14 protein-coding genes are annotated in these 18346 nt (G+C 68.9%); 3 read left to right on the forward strand and 11 right to left on the reverse strand.

What is annotated here, in order from left to right:
• The first annotated feature begins 67 nt into the window (after positions 1 to 67).
• Complete coding sequence (locus tag P7L68_RS00685) at positions 68 to 598, forward strand: superoxide dismutase family protein (protein ID WP_371999075.1); 531 nt, start codon at positions 68 to 70, stop codon at positions 596 to 598.
• 6 nt (positions 599 to 604) lie between these two features.
• Here P7L68_RS00685 and P7L68_RS00690 read toward each other — a convergent pair whose 3' ends face one another.
• The 8 genes from P7L68_RS00690 to P7L68_RS00725 all read right to left on the reverse strand — a co-directional run bounded on the left by P7L68_RS00690 (position 605) and on the right by P7L68_RS00725 (position 13197).
• The gene (locus P7L68_RS00690) at positions 605 to 1702 is read right to left on the reverse strand and encodes a hypothetical protein (RefSeq protein WP_371999076.1); all 1098 of its coding nucleotides are present in this window, start codon (positions 1700 to 1702) and stop codon (positions 605 to 607) included.
• A complete protein-coding gene (locus tag P7L68_RS00695; RefSeq protein ID WP_371999077.1) occupies positions 1702 to 2496 on the reverse strand; it encodes a hypothetical protein in 795 nt (264 codons plus the stop codon). Before P7L68_RS00695 ends, P7L68_RS00690 begins: the two co-directional genes overlap by 1 nt.
• The gene (locus P7L68_RS00700; RefSeq protein ID WP_371999078.1) at positions 2496 to 6737 is read right to left on the reverse strand and encodes a hypothetical protein; all 4242 of its coding nucleotides are present in this window, start codon (positions 6735 to 6737) and stop codon (positions 2496 to 2498) included. Before P7L68_RS00700 ends, P7L68_RS00695 begins: the two co-directional genes overlap by 1 nt.
• Entirely contained in the window at positions 6734 to 7141 is a 408-nt protein-coding gene (locus P7L68_RS00705) for a hypothetical protein (RefSeq protein WP_371999079.1), read from the reverse strand. Before P7L68_RS00705 ends, P7L68_RS00700 begins: the two co-directional genes overlap by 4 nt.
• Positions 7138 to 11445, reverse strand: a complete 4308-nt coding sequence (locus P7L68_RS00710; RefSeq protein WP_371999080.1) for a tape measure protein — start codon at positions 11443 to 11445, stop codon at positions 7138 to 7140. Before P7L68_RS00710 ends, P7L68_RS00705 begins: the two co-directional genes overlap by 4 nt.
• 91 nt (positions 11446 to 11536) lie before the next feature.
• A complete protein-coding gene (locus P7L68_RS00715; protein WP_062762623.1) occupies positions 11537 to 11830 on the reverse strand; it encodes a DUF1799 domain-containing protein in 294 nt (97 codons plus the stop codon).
• A 68-nt stretch (positions 11831 to 11898) separates the two neighbouring features.
• Positions 11899 to 12261 (reverse strand): hypothetical protein, encoded by a 363-nt coding sequence (locus P7L68_RS00720; RefSeq protein ID WP_371999081.1) that lies wholly within the window; start codon positions 12259 to 12261, stop codon positions 11899 to 11901.
• A 9-nt stretch (positions 12262 to 12270) separates the two neighbouring features.
• Positions 12271 to 13197 (reverse strand): phage tail tube protein, encoded by a 927-nt coding sequence (locus P7L68_RS00725; RefSeq protein WP_371999082.1) that lies wholly within the window; start codon positions 13195 to 13197, stop codon positions 12271 to 12273.
• Positions 13198 to 13639: 442 nt separating this feature from the next.
• On the opposite strand from P7L68_RS00725, the gene P7L68_RS00730 reads away from it, so the two are divergent.
• Entirely contained in the window at positions 13640 to 14629 is a 990-nt protein-coding gene (locus tag P7L68_RS00730; protein ID WP_371999083.1) for a sulfatase-like hydrolase/transferase, read from the forward strand.
• Positions 14630 to 14666: 37 nt separating this feature from the next.
• Here the strand turns inward: P7L68_RS00730 and P7L68_RS00735 are convergent, their stop codons facing one another.
• Together P7L68_RS00735 and P7L68_RS00740 are read right to left on the reverse strand one after the other, a co-directional pair.
• Positions 14667 to 16058, reverse strand: a complete 1392-nt coding sequence (locus tag P7L68_RS00735) for a calcium-binding protein (RefSeq protein WP_371999084.1) — start codon at positions 16056 to 16058, stop codon at positions 14667 to 14669.
• Between the two features lie 123 nt (positions 16059 to 16181).
• Complete coding sequence (locus P7L68_RS00740; RefSeq protein WP_371999253.1) at positions 16182 to 16967, reverse strand: SDR family oxidoreductase; 786 nt, start codon at positions 16965 to 16967, stop codon at positions 16182 to 16184.
• Between the two features lie 103 nt (positions 16968 to 17070).
• Between P7L68_RS00740 and P7L68_RS00745 the strand changes: the two genes are divergently transcribed.
• The gene (locus tag P7L68_RS00745; RefSeq protein ID WP_371999085.1) at positions 17071 to 17427 is read left to right on the forward strand and encodes a winged helix-turn-helix transcriptional regulator; all 357 of its coding nucleotides are present in this window, start codon (positions 17071 to 17073) and stop codon (positions 17425 to 17427) included.
• A gap of 24 nt (positions 17428 to 17451) precedes the next feature.
• On the opposite strand, the gene P7L68_RS00750 is transcribed toward P7L68_RS00745, so the two are convergent.
• Positions 17452 to 18324 (reverse strand): LysR family transcriptional regulator, encoded by an 873-nt coding sequence (locus tag P7L68_RS00750; protein WP_371999086.1) that lies wholly within the window; start codon positions 18322 to 18324, stop codon positions 17452 to 17454.
• Positions 18325 to 18346: the final 22 nt, after the last annotated feature.

Raw genomic sequence — 18346 nt, forward strand, 5'->3', positions numbered from 1 at the left:
TGGCGTTCTGTCGTCGTGCCCGCCGTATCGCTGACCGCCCCGTTATGTCATCGGAAAGGACGACGCCATGCCGTCACAGATCCACGGCTTTACCGCAGCCCTCACTGCGATGCTGATGATCGCGGCCGCCCCCGCCATTGCCGCCGAGGCCGAGACCATCCGCGCGAAAGCGCGTTTCATCGGCCTCTCGGGCGAAGAAACCGGCACCGCCACCCTCACCGGCACTGCGCGCGGCGTGCTGATCCAGGCCGAGGTCCGGGACCTGCCGGCCGGGCAGTGGGTCGCCTTTCACATCCATGAAGGCGGGACCTGCGATGCGGCCGACCACCACAAATCGGCCGGCGGCCATTTCAACCCGGGCAACACGGCCCATGGTTTCCTGGCCGAAGGCGGGCCGCATGCCGGCGACATGCCCAACCAGATGGTCGGCGCCGACGGCACGCTTCACGCCGAGGCCTTCAACCCGATGGTCCGGCTCGACGACGGCCCGAACGGCATTCGCGGCCGGACGCTGATGATCCATGCCGGCCGCGACGACCACCGCAGCCAGCCCTCGGGCAATGCCGGCGACCGGCTGGCCTGTGCGGTGATTGAGTGACGCGCGTCACCCATAGACGACAATCGTCACAGGAATGGCCGTGCTCGTGGACCCGGTGCCAAAGCCGTACATCATAATCTCGATTTCCACCCAGTCGGTGGTTTTCGTGATAGCCAGCATCGGGATCTGAGGGTTGGCGTCGGGGCTCGAATCGAGATAGATGCCTGGCGCCTGGGCTTGCACGACATAGTTGGTGTTCGGCCTTGGGTTCGTGAATATCGCTCGAACCTTGCCGCTGACTCGGGAAATCGACGAGAAGCCCAACCGGTAGTCATCCGGATCGGTGGATCCAACCGCCGTCACCGGCGACAGGGCGTTGATGGCGGCCTTCACCCCGGCTGGCGTGGCAAGCTTCGTCGCATTCGTCCCGGTCTGCATCTCGGCCGTGGTGGCGAGCCGGGCATCGATGGCGCCCTTCACGCGGCGCGGTGTTGCGACGCTGGCGGCTGCGGTTCCCGCCGTCATCTCGGCCGCGGTCGCCTCGGTCACGGTAACGGTCACGTCGCCGCCGAGCGCGCCCCCGCCGGTGACCAGGCCGCCTGCGATCACCCGGCGACTGTCGGGCACGTGATCGGCCAGCAGGGTGTCGCGGGTCACGGCCCGGAGTGCATTTTCTGCCGTATCGTGCACCAGCAGCCGCGTGCTGCCGGTGGTATCGGCGGCCGTCGGGGTGCCGGCAATGTCCACGCTGAGCGTGCGATCAGCGTCCAGGCTGCCGCCGCCGGTGAGCCCCGCCCCGGTATCCACCCGGCGGGTGCGCGGCACCGGCGTGACCAGATCGGCGCCGGCCAGGGCACCACTCTCGTCCACATACACCGCCCGCGAAGCCGGCAGCACCGAGAAGACCAGCTTCTCGCCGGCCGGCAGGTTGATCAGCCCGGTGGTGCCGTTGGAATTCGACAGCACCGTCACCCGTTCCAGCTGGTTGCCGGTCACGATGCCCTGGCCGATTTCCCAGATCCCGTCTTCGGGGGCCAGGATCTCGTAGAACACCGGACCGTCGCCGCGGGCGGACAGCGGGGCAAGGCCGGTGGGCGGGGGCAGCAGCTGCAGTGCCCCGGTGCCCTCGGTGGTGGTGGTCTGATAGCCGCGATCGACAAGCATCACAGAAGCTCCCGGATGGTCAGGGACGTGGAATGGAACAGGGGATCGGTGCGGATGAAGCCGCCATGGGCGGCGATGCGTCCGATCATGCCCTCGCGCGGCCAGTCGCCGAGCGGGGCCGGCACGCACAGCACCGGCCGGGTCAGGCCGCGGTCGAACAGCCGATCGATGGCGGCCTGCCGGTCGCCGGCGGTCATAGAGAAGTCGAACACCAGGCTGCGGCGCTTCGGGCCCTGATCGACCCATTCGGCGCCAGAGGCTTCGGCGACGGCGATGCGGCTTGCATCCTCCATCTCAAGCCGCCAGCCATAGGCCATGTTGGCTTCGGGCCGGTCGCCCGGGCCGATCCAGATCAGGCCGATATCGACATGCGGTGCGGCGGGCGCCGTGGTCACCGTCATGCGCAGATGGCGGGCCACCAGCCCGGCCGGGGCCAGGGCCAGATGAAAGCCGATGCCGGTGCGGGCGCCGGGGACCGCCGGGCCCTGCCAGAGATCGTCGCCGCCGCGCAGCGTACCCGCCGACCAGGCGACCATGTCACCCGGGCCAAGGCTGGTGCGGGCCAGGGCAAGCGCGCCCACCGGCTTCTCGTCCCCCAGATCGATGTCGATCGAGAACGAGGCCGCGGCAATGCGTGCCACCCGTGCCGGCCAGGCGTCCAGCATGTTCGCCAGCGGCAGCCCCGCGGCAACCGGCGCCGTGCAGCGCAGATCAGAGGCCGCAAGGCCGGCGGTGTGGTTGACGTGATCGACGATGATCCGCCGATCGCTGTCGGGAGAGAGGGATCCGCTCATCAGGCGACCTGTTCATCTTGAAGGTTGGGGGACCAGAGGGTCAGCACCAGCCGCCCGCGGTCCCACTGTTCCGAGGTGGCGATCACCACCATGTCGCGGCCCCGGGCCAGGCCGTGGCGCGGGTGGGTCACCCGCACCGTGGCGCCGATCCGCACCGGCCGCACGAAGCGGATACGGCCCTCGGGCGTCAGCTCTTCGGCAAGCAGGGCCGGCATCGCCAGCGAGATCATCAGCCCCGGCCGGCCATAAAGATCCAGCAGCCGCCGGGCATGGGCTTCGGCATCGGCGGCGGTGTCGAACCAGCTGTCGACCGGCTCCACATCCTGTGCCGCCGCACGGCCGACCAGAACGCCCAGATCCGCCGCCGAGGCCACGCGCCAGGTCTCGGCCGCGAAACTGCGGTCGAGCGCGGTTTCCACATCCGAGGGTGGCAAATCCGATGCTGTCATCGGCCGCCAGTTGCGGGTGTGATTGACTCGCCGCCGCCAGGCGGCGCGGGCGGTGCTGCCCGGCATTTCCAGCCGTTCCGGCGCTTCCAGGATCATGGTCGGATCGATGACCAGCGACGGCGTGGCCGCAGGGGCGCGGACCATGCCGATGCCGATCCGCCCGGTGCCGTCTTCGCCCCACCAGCCATTGATGCCGCGCAGGATTTCCGACGCCGCCTCGCCGGCCGTGGCGGTGCCGTCGCTGCCCTGCCACCAGCCGATCACGCCCGGGCAATCGGCGGCGATGGCGGCGAAGCCCGTGGGATCCAGCCGGTCGGCGGGCAGGCTCGCGAAGTCGAGCATGATCCGCCGCACGATGCCGGCGGTGTCGGACACGAAACCACCTTCGGCATCGCCGTCGAAATCCACCGTCACCACGCCCACCGGCGGGGTGGTGCCCAGCCGGATCAACCCTTCGGCCAGGCAGGTGGCGAAATGCCCCGGCGGCACGTCCAATGCCGCCAGCGCCGTCAGATCCGCCACATCCTGTCCCGAGGGGGCGATCGGCAGGCCACGGTCATAGACCGCATGCACCGCCTGGATCCGCCGTGCGCTCAGCTGCAGGATGCCGAGCGCGGGTGCCACCGCCACGGGTTCCACATTGCGCAGGCGGCCGAAGCCCATCGGCATGCGCTTGCCGATCAGATCGGGCGAGACCTCGATTGCCGGATGCTCAGCATAAAGCCGCGTCGTCAGCGGTCGGTCGAGCAGGCCGGCCATGCCCTGCACCGTCAGGGCCACGGCGTTGCGGGTGCCGGTCAGTTCGTCGCCGACACCGTCGAACAGCAGGGCGAAATCGCGATGCCGGGCGCCTGCGACGTCGCGATGTCCGGCCCGGACCACCACCCGCCGCCGGGCGACGTCGTAGACGTCCGGCACCTGGTCCAGTGCGCCGTCGGCGTTGATCAGATCGATCCGGCCGATCTGAAGGATGGCGCGATCCCGCGATTCCGGCGCGATCGGCATCGAGCGTTCGATCACCAGCGGCACCGCGCCGCGCGGATCGAACCAGGTGCTGGCCGGCTGGTCGTCGGGCACGGTGGCGAAGGCCTTGTCGGTATAGCGCAGCACCACCACCGGCACCCGGCCGTCAGAGGCCCCGGCCCCGTTTTTGGCGCCCCCGTTCTCGGGCGGCAATGTCGCCCAGGGCAGCGCCGCCCAGGCGGCCGCCAGGCGCGGCCGGCCGCGGGGCGCCGCCAGATCGGCGGCCTGCACCTCCACCGTCACCACCTGGTCGACCGCCGGCCGGAAGGGCAGGCGGATCACACCGTCCAGCCCGAACATGTCGAGCGCGGCAGCGGTGGCCATGGCCGCATCGGGATAGGCCTCGCCATAGCGGGCGGTGGGGGAATAGGTCGCGGCCGAGGGTTCGGCCGCATCCCAGTTCCAGCCATACAGAAAGGCGCCGGCCCCCTGCCGGAACAGCACGTGATTGAGATAGGCCCGCATGTCGTCGAGCGACCGGCGGGCGCCGGTATCGGTGTGCGGCGGGGTGAAGCCCCATTCCGGCGGCCCGACCCGCAGGCCGATATGCAGGGCCGTGTCCGGAAACCAGTGCCGATAGGCGTCGTAGGCGACCATGGGCTCGTAATCGAGCCCCGCGTCATAGGTCATGATGTTGATGTAGTCCAGCGCCGCCCGGGCTTCGGGGTCGCGGGCCAGCGCCAGGGCATAGCCGCCGTTCCAGCCGCCGCCCACAGGTCTGGCCGTCGCGAAGGGCGGCTCGCCGAAGCAGCCGACATGCATGCCGGCCCAGCCGAGTTCGTAGCCCAGATCGCGGGGAAACCAGCGCCGGAAGCGCTTGATCACCGTGACCAGTTCGGCATCGGTATAGCAGACGCGGCGACCGTTTTCGTCGGTCCGGCAATGGGTTTCCAGCCCGGGCAGTTCCGAGATGCACTCATAGTCCACATCCACCCCGTCCAGCCCCAGATCGTCGACCATCCGGCGCAGCGCCGCCATGTCGGCTTCGGTCTGGCCACCGAACCCGTCGGGGTGATAGGGCTCGGGCATCCACTGCTCGCCATACTGCATCACCACCAGGATCAGCCGGGTTGCGGGATGCCGGCGGCGGAACCGGTCCAGCACCCGGCGCAGCTGCCGGCCGGTGCAGGGGATGGGCAGCCCGCCGGTCTGGTCCAGCCGGTCGTCGGGCCCGGCATAGCTGCAGCGCGGCTTCGCCGTGTGCAGGAACACCCGGGCCGTGCCGTTGGGCACGCGCATCAACCGCATGGCGTCGATCGCCACCGGGTCGTCGTAATCGGCGGGGATGTCGAACCAACTCTCCCAATAGACGTTCCAGCTCTGCCCTGAGGGCACCAGCCGGCGGCTGGTCAGGCCGGCCGCAACCGCCGCCGTTACCGGCGTCGGCAGCGCGGCCTCGGCGGTGATCCGGCCGCTCTCCTGGTCCTGGACGGCCGCGGTCAGCTCCAGCGCCAGAATGAACTGGGTCGAATAGGCGGTGTCGCGCACCAGGTCGAAGCCGATCCGGCCGCCGCCCGGACGGGTGAACAGGCGGGCGCCGGCATGCTCGCCCACCGCCTCGGCCGGTTTGCTCCAGCCGGGCGCCGTGAAGCCCGCCGTAGCCCCCCAGGGGTTGAACACGAAAGCCAGAAGCAGGCTGTCGAGATGGGTGTCCTCAAGCGGGACACGGGTGGTCGCATCGGTCGACACCAGGGCGGTGCGCGCCTCGATACAGCCGGTCACACCCGACAGCGCGACGGCGGTCAGGGTCACGATGCCGACGAATCGGTCCTCGGCGGCGGCCTCCAGCAGGTTCGGTCCGGCGGGCGGGTCGGCCAGGATGGCCAGGCGAAACCGCCCGGTCTCGTCCATATCGGCGTCGAAGCCGTTCACATAGCGCAGGCGCCGGCCGCCATAGACCAGGGCCGGTGGCGGATCGGCATGGGTATAGCCCACGGCCACCAGCAGCAGATCGGCGCCGGTGCCGTCGATGATGCCGCCCTCGGGGCCCGCGGCCGGGGTGCTGCCGAAGGTCACGCCGCGCATGGTCTGGTCCAGCGCGCCCAGATAGAAGCTCTCGGCCGCCGTCACCTCGATCGGCTTGCGCGGCCGGCCGCGCGGCGGCACCGAAATGGCGGCGGCCAGCAATGCGATATCGGCCCAGGGGGTGCGCGCCACCAGATGCGGTGGGCCCGCCTCTGCGGCATCGGCCAGGCTGCGCGACAGGGCGGCGACCCGCGCCCAGCCCTGGCCTGCCACGCCATGGGCCGTCCAGCCGGCGGCAGGGATGTCGCCCGTGTCGTTGTAGAAGCCCGTGGCCACCGCCAGCAGCAGCCCGTCCTCGCCGATGCCCGGCGGTTCGATGCCGGGCAGGGTGATCGCGGTGGTGCTGTCCGCCCCTTCCACCGCCTCGGCCTTCACGATGCCGATCCGGCCGGCGGTGCCCGCCAGCGCGAACACCGCAACCTCGGTAGAGCCGATCCAGTAGGGGGCGGTGATCGCCAGTTCCTGCGGCCCGGCCGCCGGCCGCGCCAGATGGAACACGGCGACGGTGCCGAAGCTCTCGTGATTGACCAGCGGCTCAGGATAGTCCTTGGCCATGGGCGTGCCGGCGAAGCTCACCGCCGGGCCCAGGTCGTAGACCGTGCCCTGGTTCTGCGGGTCATAGAAGCTGAACGGCACCATGACCACCAGCAGGTCGGCGCCGGTGGCGTCCACGGTCATGGTCCGGGTCGTGCCGTTCAGCACGCCGAAGGCCTGAACCGCTGTGCCGATGATCTGCACGCTCATGGCAGGGCCATCCTGAAACTGGTCACCTGGATGAAATGCCCGATCTCCACCGGGCCCGCCGCCAGCACCAGGTCGCCGGCCGGGGCGTCGGGCAGGGCAGGGGCCAGCGACACATCGCCGTCGAAGGCGGTGGTCCCGTCGCGAAGCACCATGCGGAACCAGGCGGGCATGCCCGCGGCACGGGCAGTGCCGGTCCATTCCCCGGTCATCGCAGCACCCGTGGCATCTGCGGGTTTGAACGGCACCTCCGGCAGGCGCAGCACGGCCAGCAGATTACCGGCGGGTGCCGCGATGTCCGGGCTGGCCGGCCGCACGCCCTGATAAAGGTGCAGGCGGGCATCGGCGAGCAGGGCGGCCACCGCATCGGTGGCGGCCCGGCGCATCGGCAGGGAATGGACGATCATGCGACCCTCATCTTCTGAAGCAGCAGACCGCGCTCTTCAAGCCGGCGCAGTTCGCGCAGCTCTTCGGTCTGGGTGACGATGGCGCCGACGGTGCCCTCGGCGCCGGACGCGATCTGCCGCCCCACCGCCTGGGTGTCGTTGCGCAGCGCGGTCAGCACCTCGCGCAGCGCGCGGACCTCGCCGATCAGCGCGTCGTTGCGTGCCGTTTCCGCGACCTGGGCTGCAACCGCGCCGCCGGCCGTGGCATTGGCGCTTGCGGCGGGTGCCGCAGCCGCGGCGGGTGCCGCAGCCGCGGCGGGTGCCGCGGCGGTGGCGGCAGCGGTGCCGGTACCGGATGCGGCCGTCACCGTGCCGCCCACCGATCCCTGCAGCAGCTGGTTCAGGGCCGCGATCGCCTCGGCCAGCGCGGCCTCGTCGTTGCCGGCATCGGTCAGTGCCGGCAGGCCGGCCAGGCTGCTGCGCACCATGTCGACCAGGGCCGCCTGGCGCACGCCCGATCCGTTGATCTCGCGACCAAGGCCCAGCAGCGTATCGGCACTGGCGGTGATCCGGCCCAGCGCCGCTGCATCCCCCGTGCGTGCCGCGGCCAGATCGGCGGCGAAGGCGCTCTGTGCCGCCTGGAAGCGGCTGGTGGCATTGCCGCCGCCGGCCTCGCTCTGGTCCAGCGCCGCCAGCCAGTCGCGAATGCCGCCGGTCGCGGTATCGGTGTCCACCGCCACCCGGCGGATCATCTCCGCCAGGTCGGGGAAGCGGGCGGCCAGGGCATCGATCGCCTCGGCCGACAGGCCCGCGCCATCCACCATATTGCGGATTTCAAGGCCCAGCGCTTCCGACAACTTCGAAACCCCGGCACTGCCCGCGGCGGTGAAGGCATCGCGCGCTGCGGTTTCCGCCGCGGTGATCATGTCGGCGACCTGGTCCACCACCCCCAGCCCGCGGGCGCTGCGGATGCGCCGGTCCAGCCCTTCGCTGTAGTCATTGGCGATCTTCTCGCGCGCGGCGGCCAGCGCATCGGCCACCTGGGCCGCGGTCAGGCCGAAATCGGCGGCCGATTTCGCATAGGTCGCGAAGGTCTCCTCGACCGTGATCATGGCCTGGGAGAACTCGGTCACCGCCGGTGCCTGATCGCGGATGCCCAGCAGCCGCTCGACGAAGCCGGTCAGCGCCGCGTTCACCGGCTCCATGTCCTGGTTCAGCCGTTCCGCGGTCTCGCGGAAGCTTTCCAGCTGGTCGATCTGCGCTTCGGCCGCCTCGCGCGCCCGCTTGGCGGCGTTGTCGTTCAGGTCCAGCCCCTCGTTCAGCCATTTCAGCGTGTCGGCCAGGCTGGTCGCGAAGGTGATGTCCTGAAAGGCCTTGTCGAGGTCGGACCAGTCGATCTTGTCGACGGCACGGGTCAGGGCCTCGGGGATTTCGCCGGTCAGTTCCGACACAAGGTCGCGGGCGATGTAGGTGAGGGCCTTTTCCGGATCGTCGCTGTCGGCGATGCGTCTCTTGCTGCCATGGCTGGTGCCGTACTGGATGCCGTCGCGGCTGCCGACATCGATCTGGCGGCGCACATGGTCCAGGCTGCCGCCGGTGATGTCTTCAAGCAGCGTGCCCACCTGGAAGATCGCGTCGATCAGCTGGTCACGGGCCTCCACATTGCGCTGGTCGCGGGTATAGCCCGATCGCTCGATCTCTCCGGTGCCGGGCTGGATGGTGGCCCAGGCGGCATAATTGCTGGGCTTCTTCTTGCCGATCAGCCCGCCCAGGGCCGCGCCCGCCACAAGCCCGATCCCGGGCAGCGCCAGCCCGCCCAGGGCGGTTGCGATGCCGGTGCCGGCAATGCCCGGCACGCCGGCCAGGATCGCACCACCCGCCGCCCCCAGCCCGCCGCCGATCGATCCACCCAGCTGGTTGCCGCCGAACAGCCCGGCCAGCGGCCCGCCCAGGGTGAAGCCGATGCCGGCGGCACCCAGGGCCGAGCCGAGTGAGGTTGCCGTCCAGCCGCCCGTGCCCATCGGCAGCTGCGCCGTGCCGGTGAAGCCCGCCGCTTCCGCGGCGGCAAGCTGGCCCAGGCTGGCCGCCGAGGTGCTGGCGCCCGCCTGGAACATGCCGAGCGACCGGCCGATCACGTCGATCGGCCCGGCCAGGCTGCCGAAGGTCTGCGTGCCCAGATTGCCCAGGTTAAGCGAGCCGTTCGCCTTGCTCAGCACCGACCACAGCCCGCCGAGCAGGCTGCCGTCATTGCCGGCCACCGTGGTGACGGCCGATCCACCGCGCGTGAACAGCCCGCTGAAGCGGCCCAGGAGATTGCCCGCCAGTCCCTGCAGGGCGCCACCCAGATCCTTCACCAGCGGGTCGAGAACCCTGCTTTTCAGGCCCTTGGTGATCTCGCTGCCGACATCTTTCAACAGGGTCCGGCCGGTCTGTTTCAGCCCGCCGAAATCGCCCGAGACCAGCTTGTCGACGGCCTCCTCAAAGGCGGTTTCGAAATGCTTCGAAATCTCCGGCCAGAAGCCGTCATCGGGCGTGGTCCGCCCGGGCGTCTGCGGCGTGGTCGTCGGCTGATCCGTCTTGTCGACCACGGTGGTGCGCTCCACCGCCCGGTCGCACTGGCAGGGCATGGCGGTCGCTACCGGCTGGGTGGCGATGGTGGCGATCGACGTGCCGCCGCCGGTCACCACCTGCGCGGCCGCGGACGGCTGCCCCGGCGGCACGGTCCCGGAGGCCTTGAGCCGGGCTTCCGCCTCCTTCTTCTTGCGCTCCTTCTCCTTTTCCGCGGCCAGGACCATGGCATCCAGCGTCGGCGCGACCATGTCGCCCAGATCCGATGCCAGATCGGTCAGCTGTGTCGCCATCGCGTCTCGCATGCCGCCGATATAGTCGGTGGTCAGCGCGGCATGGATCGTCTTCTGCAGCCGCTCGCCCAGGCCCGCGAAGCCGTAGGCGTTCTCCGCCCCGTCCTCATAGGCCTTGCCGATCGCCTGCGCGGCGCCCTTGAAATCGCCGTCCATCAGGCGATCCCACACATTGCCCACGGCCTCGATGCTCTTGTTGAAGCGCTCGATCACCGCATGATAGATCGTGTTGCCGACCTCGATCGCGGCGCCGCCGATCGCGGCGAACAGGCCGATCGCGGTGTTGTACACGCTCTTCATCGTGTCGCCGAAGCTGCCGATGGCCCGGCCGATCCAGGCGAAGGCCTTGCCCATCGCGCCGGTGATGTTCGTCCAGATGTCGCCCGCAAACAGCTTCATCTGGTCCCAGACCACGTCGGCGAGATCGGCAAGCGTCACCATGCTGTCGGTCACCGGACGGATGTCGTCGGCAAAGGCGACAAGTGCCGCGCCGGCCAGCACGACCGCGGTGGTGATGGCGCCGAGCGGCGTGAACAGCAGTGTGGCGTTCAGCGCCATAAAGGCGGTTCGCGCCACGGTGATGCCGGTTTCGATGCCGCCCAACATGGCGGCAAGCGTGCCGCCGGCCACCACCAGCGGGCCGATATTGTCCGCCGCGACCAGCATGGCGGCCGCCATCCGCTCGGTGATGCCGAAGGTCTGGTCGATCCGGCCGACCAGCGTGGTGAACGAGGTCTCAAGCGCCGAAAGCGCGCCGCCGATGCGTGGCGGCAGGGCGTCGAAAGCCTCGGCGATCGCCGGGGCCCGGCTTTCCAGTGCCGCAAAGACATCGGCAGAGGCAAGCCGGCCTTCGCGGGCCAGCGCGATCATGTTGTCGGTGCTGATGCCCAGGCTTTGCGCCAGCATCTCGGCCAGGCGCGGGCTTTCGGTCATGGTCTCGGTGAAGCTGCGGCCGTCCACCGCGGCCCTGGCCAGCGATCCGGCCAGCCGGCCGGCCGCGGCGTCCAGGTCGCGGCCGGCGGCGCCCGACAGCGCCATGCCCTGGGCGATGGCCCGGGAAACGCCGACCGCCCGGTCCAGCCCGCCGCCGAACCGGTCCATGTCGCGGGCAAGCCCGGTGAAGATGCCGGCCATGGCGCCCAGAGAGGTCTGGCTGTCCTGCGCCGCGCGGGCGATTTCCTGCTGAAGCGGCGCCACTTCGGCGGTGGCGCCGGCCACGCCGGCGATCCGGGCTTCGACGCCCGCCCATGCATCGGCAAGGCCCAGCAGCCGGCCAGCCACCGAGGCGACGGTGCCGGCGGCGCCGGCGACGGTCTGCCGGGCGTCGTCCAGCGCTCTGGCGGCGGCCGCGGCGGGGTCGTCCTGCCGGGTGGTGCTCTTCGTGGCCGTGCCGGCCATTTTCATCTCGGCCGCCGCTCCGGCGCCCGGCGCCTGGAGCACGAGCCGCAAGCTGATGTCGGTCATATCGGGGTGTCCATCTGAAGCGGATCGAAGAAGGGGAGCGGGCGAAGACGGGGATGGGCCGGCCGCAACGGATGAAGGCGGCACGCCCGCGTCACCGGCGCCGGGCGCGCCAGACGTCGAGGGCGGCCGCCTCCATGGCCTGGATGTCGTCGAGGAGATCCGGCGTCACACGGCAGCGTTCGACACGGGCCACGAAGGCGAGTGCCGTGTAGTCCAGGCCGATGGGCTGGCCGGCCGGCCCGGCGGTGCGCCACTGGGTCGCCACCCGCCGGAACAGGGACCAGGGCTTCAGATTCTGGGGCCAGATTTCGATGCCGTCCGGGCCGGCGAGCAGCCGCCGGCGCGCTTTCAGCGCCGCCGCCTGCTCGCCGGTGATGCCCAGCATCGCCAGGTCCTGGTCCTGATCGTCTTCGGCCGCATCGTCGCCCGCCGCCCAGGCGCGGGCGACGTCGGTCAGTTTTTTCGCCGGATCATGCCGTTGGAGATCGAGGCGAAATAGGCATGGGCCACGGCATTGCGCACCGGCAGCAGCGCGAGCAGCAGGTCGCGATTGTCGTCCGAGAAGGGGATCGGCTCGCCCGACTCTGCATCCTGCAGGTCGCTTTCCCAGCCGATCAGGGCGCGGCGCATCAGGGCCTTGTCCTCGTTCTCGCCGGCTTCCTGCGCGCTGCGCCGGATCGCGTCGATCTCGGTATCGGGCAGCATTTCGAAGCGGGCGGTGAACGAGGCCCGGTCGAAGCCGCCCCGTTCATTGGGCATTTCGACCGAGACACGGGCGGTGAATTCCAGCCGGTCGGCGATGCGGAGCTTCAGCATGACCGGTCCTCAGCGCACGGTGATGGCGAATTCGCTGGCGACCAGCGTCGGCAGCAGGGCCAGCTGCATCTGCAGGCCCACCGTGCCCGAAATCTCCTGATAGGTGATGTCGGTGATCTGGACCTTGCGCAGCGTCAGCCCGACCTTGGCGCCATCCTCGGTGCCGTGGTTGATGCTGATCACGCCGGTGGTGTTGGCGGCGGCATCGCTGAAGAAATTGCGCGTCGCCAGCTGCGGCATCTGGGCGGTGATCGTTGCGGTGCCGCTGCGGGCGACGCGTTCGATCTTCTCGGCATCGGTCAGGGCCACGTACTGGACGTCGTTGCCCATATTCAGTTCCAGCGACTGCATGCCCAGCGAAACGGCATCGAAGGCGACCGCCGTCGCAACCGGGCCCACCGGCACCGGGGTGGTGAAGCCGTTGAGCGACACGGCCGGCATTGCTTCGGCGGTCACGGGCACGAACAGGCCGATGAAGGTGAACGACAGATAGGGGATCTGGTCGACCGTCATCCGGATCGCGAGGTTGCCGCGGGCGCCGGTCACGGCATGACGCACGCCGTCGACATTGACATAAAGCGTGGCCGAGGGCGGCGTGTCGTCGGTCGGGGCATAGGCGACGCTTTCGTCGGTGACGATGTCTTCCGACATGCCGCAGGCCTTGAGCAGGCTGCCATAGGCGGGCACGGTACCGGCCTCGCCCGCGCCGGCGAAGGCGACGTCGAAGGTGACCTGCACATTGCGGCCGACCATGAAACCGCCGCGATTGCCCAGGCGGCCGTCATCGATATTGCGTTCGGCCAGGCCGTGCTGAAGCGGGGTGATCGCCAGATTCTCGGTCTCGATCGCGTCGCTGGTACCGTTGGGCGCGGCGTCGAGGGCGTAGCCGCTCTCCAGTTTGGCGAGAATCGTCTTGCGGCGCCAGGTATAGGCCATGGGTTTGATCTCCGGGGAAAATCAGGATGCTCCGGAGGTGGAGCGGTATGCTGCATGACATGCAACAGCACACCGCCGAGCGTATTTTGCCGCGGAAGATTCTGCATCACAAGTTATGTTGCCACACGGTTGCACCATGCGGCCGCGTTTCCGGATGTGCCGCGAAACGGGTGGATGATGAATATCGTCAGTGGTGTGTCGGTAAACGGAATATCATTTTCAATTGAAAAATTCTGGCCGGCATTTCGTCTGCCATGCCCAAATGTCCGAAGGCCGGCACATGACGCCACATCACGTGGAGGTGGTGCACCACCGGTCGATGCAGGAGAGGACGAGACCATGACCCGGCCCGTGCCCGGCCGGCGCCCGAATTTCCTGGTCCTGATGGTGGACGAGATGCGCCATCCGCCGGTCTATGAAAGCGCCGCGACCAGGGCCTTTCGTGCCGCGCGTCTGCACATTCAGCCGGCACGGCCTGCCGTCCTACACCGCCGACGGGGCGCCCGATCCGCAGAAGATGGCGCTTTATCGGGCCGCGAACCGGCTGGATCCCTATGGTTTCGACGCCTGGATCGGGCCGGAGCCCCACGGGTCGAATCCGCTCAACAGCGGCTCGTCCGCCAGGGATGCCCGCGGGCGTGATGTCGCCTGTCGCGACGAGGCGGTGGCGACGCTGAAGGCGCTGGATGCCGCCGAGGACGATACCCCCTGGCTGATGGTCGCCTCGTTCGTGAACCCGCACGACATCACCCTTTACGGCCTGGCCGCCCGTCTGGGTGGCGGCTTCTCCTTTCCCGTGGGCGAGGACGTGCCCCGGGATCTGTTCGACGAGAGCTTCAAGGCGTCGCGCTTCGAGGATCTGTCGACCAAGCCTTCCGCCCAGGCGAGCTATGCCGAGAGCTACCGGCAGTGGATGCAGCCGATCGTCGACAAGGAATTCTACCAGCGCCTCTGTTATCAGCTGCAGCAGACGGTCGATGCCGATCTGATGGCGGTCTACGAGACGCTGATGCAGAGCCGCTTTGCGGACGATACCATCGTGATTTTCACCTCCGACCATGGCGACCTGCTCGACGCCCACGGCCATATGCACCAGATCTGGAGCACCCCGGGCCGGCCGGGCAATCCGAATGTGAATGTCGAAGACATCGTGACCAGCCCGGTGGGCACGCCGCCCGACACCGACGGCACGATCCAGTGGCCTTACGACTACACGGTCAAGCACCAGCCGGTGGCCGAGGAATACGAGATGTACGAACTCACCTCCGACCCGCTGGAGCTGAACAATCTGGCCGGCCAGCCGCAATGGGCCGACCGGCAGGCGCAGCTTGCCGCATTGCTGGCCGAACAAAGCGCCGCCAAGCGCACAATTCCCCGGAGCGGCCGCGTTCCCGGCCAGCCCCTGCCGATCCCGGCCGGCCAGATGGGATAAGGCCAGATGGGCTGAGACGAGATGGGTTCAGCGCCGGTCAGGTTACCAGGAAATCGGCGGCGGTGAGCGCCAGGCCCTTGCCCAGCAGGGCGATCTGCACCGCCGCCCCTGATCCGCTGCCATCGGCATCATAGAACAGCCCGCCGGTGGCCCTGTCGTAGAAGACATGATCATTGGCGTCGGCGGCCTTGGTGCCGATCCGGAAGTTCGCCGCGGCCAGTACGCCGGTCTTGGTCAGCCTGGTGAAGATGGCGTTCTCCAGCTGGATCGTGTCGTCCGCCACCACGTAATCGGTGATGACGTCGCGATTGCCGCTGCCGGGGGCGGTGTCGAAGCGGAAGATGTCGCGGCCGCTGCCGCCGGTCAGGCTGTCCGCGCCGGCGCCGCCGGCAAGCAGATCATGGCCCGTGCCGCCCTTCAGCACGTCGTTGCCGCCCAGCCCGTAGAGGAAATCATCGCCGGCGCCGCCGTCCAGCGTGTTGGCGGCGCCGTTGCCGGTGATCGTATTGCCGAGCCCGTTGCCGGTGCCGTTGATCGCGGCGGTGCCGGTCAGGCTCAGCTTCTCGACGAAACTGCCCAGCGCCCACGACACCGACGACCTGACCTCGTCCGTGCCGCCGGCATTGGTCGACGAGGTGGTCGAGGTGGTCTCGTAGACCCGGTCGCGGGTATTGTCGACGATATAGATGTCATTGCCGCCCATCCCCAGCATGACATCCGCACCGCCCTTACCGTCCAGCATATTGGCGGCGGCATTGCCCTTCAGCGTGTTGGCGAGCCCGTTGCCGGTGGCATTGATGGCCGCGGTGCCGGTCAGGGTCAGCTTTTCGACGAAGCTGCCCAATGTCCACGACACCCGCGACTGCACCTCGTCGATGCCGCCGGCATCGCTGCCCGATGCCATCGACAGGGTCTCGAAGACCCGGTCGCCGGCGCTGTCCACGACATAGACATCGTTGCCGGCGCCGCCCAGCATGGCATCATTGCCGCTGCCGCCCTCAAGCCGGTCATTGCCCGACCCGCCTTCCAGGCGGTCATTGCCGCCATTGCCGTAGAGTTGATCATCGCCGGCATAGCTTTTCATGACGTCGCCGCCCGACGAGCCGTTCATCCGGTCGTTGCCGTTCAGCACATAGGCATAAAGCCCCGCCACGTCGCCGCGGTCCATATAGCCGACCACCCTGACCGCATCATGGCGGGCACCCGTCACCTCGAAGACCTTGGCACCGTTGAAGAGCTGCACGGTGCCGGTCATGGTGCCGCTCTTGATCGTGCCGAGGCGCATGTCGTAGGTGAAGGAGCCGGTATAAATCTGGCTGAGCGACCCGCTACGCACCTGGATTATGGAGGCGGTCGCCTGGACCACCGTCCCATACCCGAAATAGCCGTCGCCCATGTCGATGGGCTGATGGGCGGTGACCGTGGCCATGGCCTGGTTCTCCGATGGAGAGGGGGGCAGGCAGAGCATAGGTCACCGCATATATGCGGTCATCGGTAATCCGCTCAACCACTGCAAAATGCCGGGCATCCCCCTTCGTCCGCTGCGCGCATCCTATGCGGTCGGCACCGTGCCGCCGTCGACGGTGATCTCGGCACCGTGGATGGCCGAGGCGCGGTCCGATGCCAGGAAGGCGATCACTTCGGCGATCTCGTCGGGGCGGGCGGGCCGGCCGATCGGGATGCCGCCCAGCGCGTCCAGAATGCTCTGGCGTGCGGCCTCCTCGGTCGAGCCCGATCCGGCGGCAATCCGCTTGACCATGGCGTCGGCGGCATCGGTATAGATCCAGCCGGGCGAGACGACATTCACCCTCAGCCCGCGTGGCCCGATCTCCTTGGACAATGCCTTGCTGTAGGTGACCAGCGCGGCCTTGGCCGCGGCATAGGCGGTGGTTGACTCATGCAGCGGCAACCGGTGCTGGATCGAGGCGGTGTGGATGACGACGCCCCGGCCGCCTGCGATCATCTCGGGCAGCAGCGCGCGATCCAGACGCACCGCGCTGAGCAGGTTGAGATTGAGTTCGGCCGCCCAGCAGGCCTCGTCCAGCGCCGCGAAGCCGCCGCCGGGCGAGGCCGATCCGCCGAGCACATGGACGATGATATCCACCCCGCCCAGGCGGTCGGTGGCGGCATCGGCAAGGGCCGCGACGCCCTCGGGCGTGGTCAGGTCGGCCTGAACGAAAGCCTGTGGCGGTACGAAATCGGGGCGGGTGGCGCGGGCCGCGGTGATCAGTGTGGCGCCGCCCGCGGCAAATCGCTGAAATGCCGCCGCGCCGGCCCCCCTGGTTCCGCCGGTGACGACCACGCGCTTGCCGCGGAATTCGGACGGATCGATCGACATCATCAGGCGGTCTCCTTTGGATCTCGGAGGTGATTGACCGTTTCCGATATGCCGCTAAGCTGAAGAAAAGGGAAGTACGTACAAAAAAGTGAGGGACCTACTTATGAGTAAGCGGCCCGACTACACGCCGCATAGCGGTGCGCAGGGCATTCAGAACGCCCTGCGCATTCTGGAAGGGCGCTGGAAACTGGTCATCCTGTTCCAGTTGTTCGGCGGAAAGACCCTGCGTTTCTCGGAACTCGAACGCTCGATAGCCGGTGTGTCGCAGAAGATGCTGATCCAGCAATTGCGCCAGCTGGAGACGGACGGCGTGGTAGAGCGCATCGTCCATGCCGAGGTGCCGCCCCGCGTCGAATATCGTCTGACCGGTTGGGGCCAGTCCCTCTGCCCGGCGCTCGATGCTCTTCTGCTCTGGGCCGAGGCGGCGCCGGACGAGATCCGCACCCGGTTGATCCCATAGCCTCTCCCGGCGGTGGCGGGGGGCTTACCCGCCGCCCGAGGCATCGGACATCCACTGCGCGAACACCGCCATGGCCCGGGTCTGCGGCCGATCCGACGGCCAGGCCAGGAAGTATCGCCCGGCCGATACGGTGATCGTGAAGGGCCGGACCAGTCGCCCCTGGCGGATCTGGCGGGTGAACATGGCGACCGGCAGCAAGGCGACGCCGAAGCCGTCGGCCGCCAGTTCCGCAAGCGCCACCGAGCTGTCGAAGATCGGGCCGGTCACGGGCGGGCAGGGGGTTCGGGCGGCCGCGAACCATTGCGGCCATTCCGTGGCGCGATAGCTGCGCAGCAGGATCGTCTTGCCCAGATCGGCCGGCTCCCGCAGCTGCGCGGCCGCTGCCGGTGCGCAAAGCGGCGCCAGCGGTGCCTCCATCAGCGGCACGGTCTCATGTCCGGTCCAGCCGCCGGTGCCGAAGCGGATGGCCATGTCCAGCCCTTCGCGCAGGATTTCCACGCGGTTGTTGTTGGTGGCGATGCGCAGCTCGATCTCGGGATGCGCCGCACGGAATCCGTCCAGCCTTGCCATCAGCCAGCCCAGGGCGAAGGTGGTGTTCACGCCGACATTCAGCACCTCGACATCCCGCCTGCCGTGCAGCCTGTCCAGCACCCGGCCGATGGCGTCGAAACTGTGTTCCAGCACCGGCGCCAGAAGCCGGCCTTCATCCGTCGGCACCAGGCCTTGCGAGGTGCGCTGGAATAGGGTGGTGCCCAACAGATCCTCCAGCCGGGCGATCTGATGGCTGACCGCCGCCTGGGTCACGCGCAGCTCGATCGCCGCCTTGGTGAAGCTGCCCTGGCGCATGGCGACCTCGAAGACGCGCAGCGCGTTCAGGGGGATGTCCGGGCGATCCATCGCATAACCTCAGCTTATGGCG

The sequence above is a fragment of the Tistrella mobilis genome, from assembly GCF_041468085.1.
In the GTDB taxonomy this organism is placed as follows: Bacteria; Pseudomonadota; Alphaproteobacteria; order Tistrellales; family Tistrellaceae; genus Tistrella; species Tistrella mobilis_A.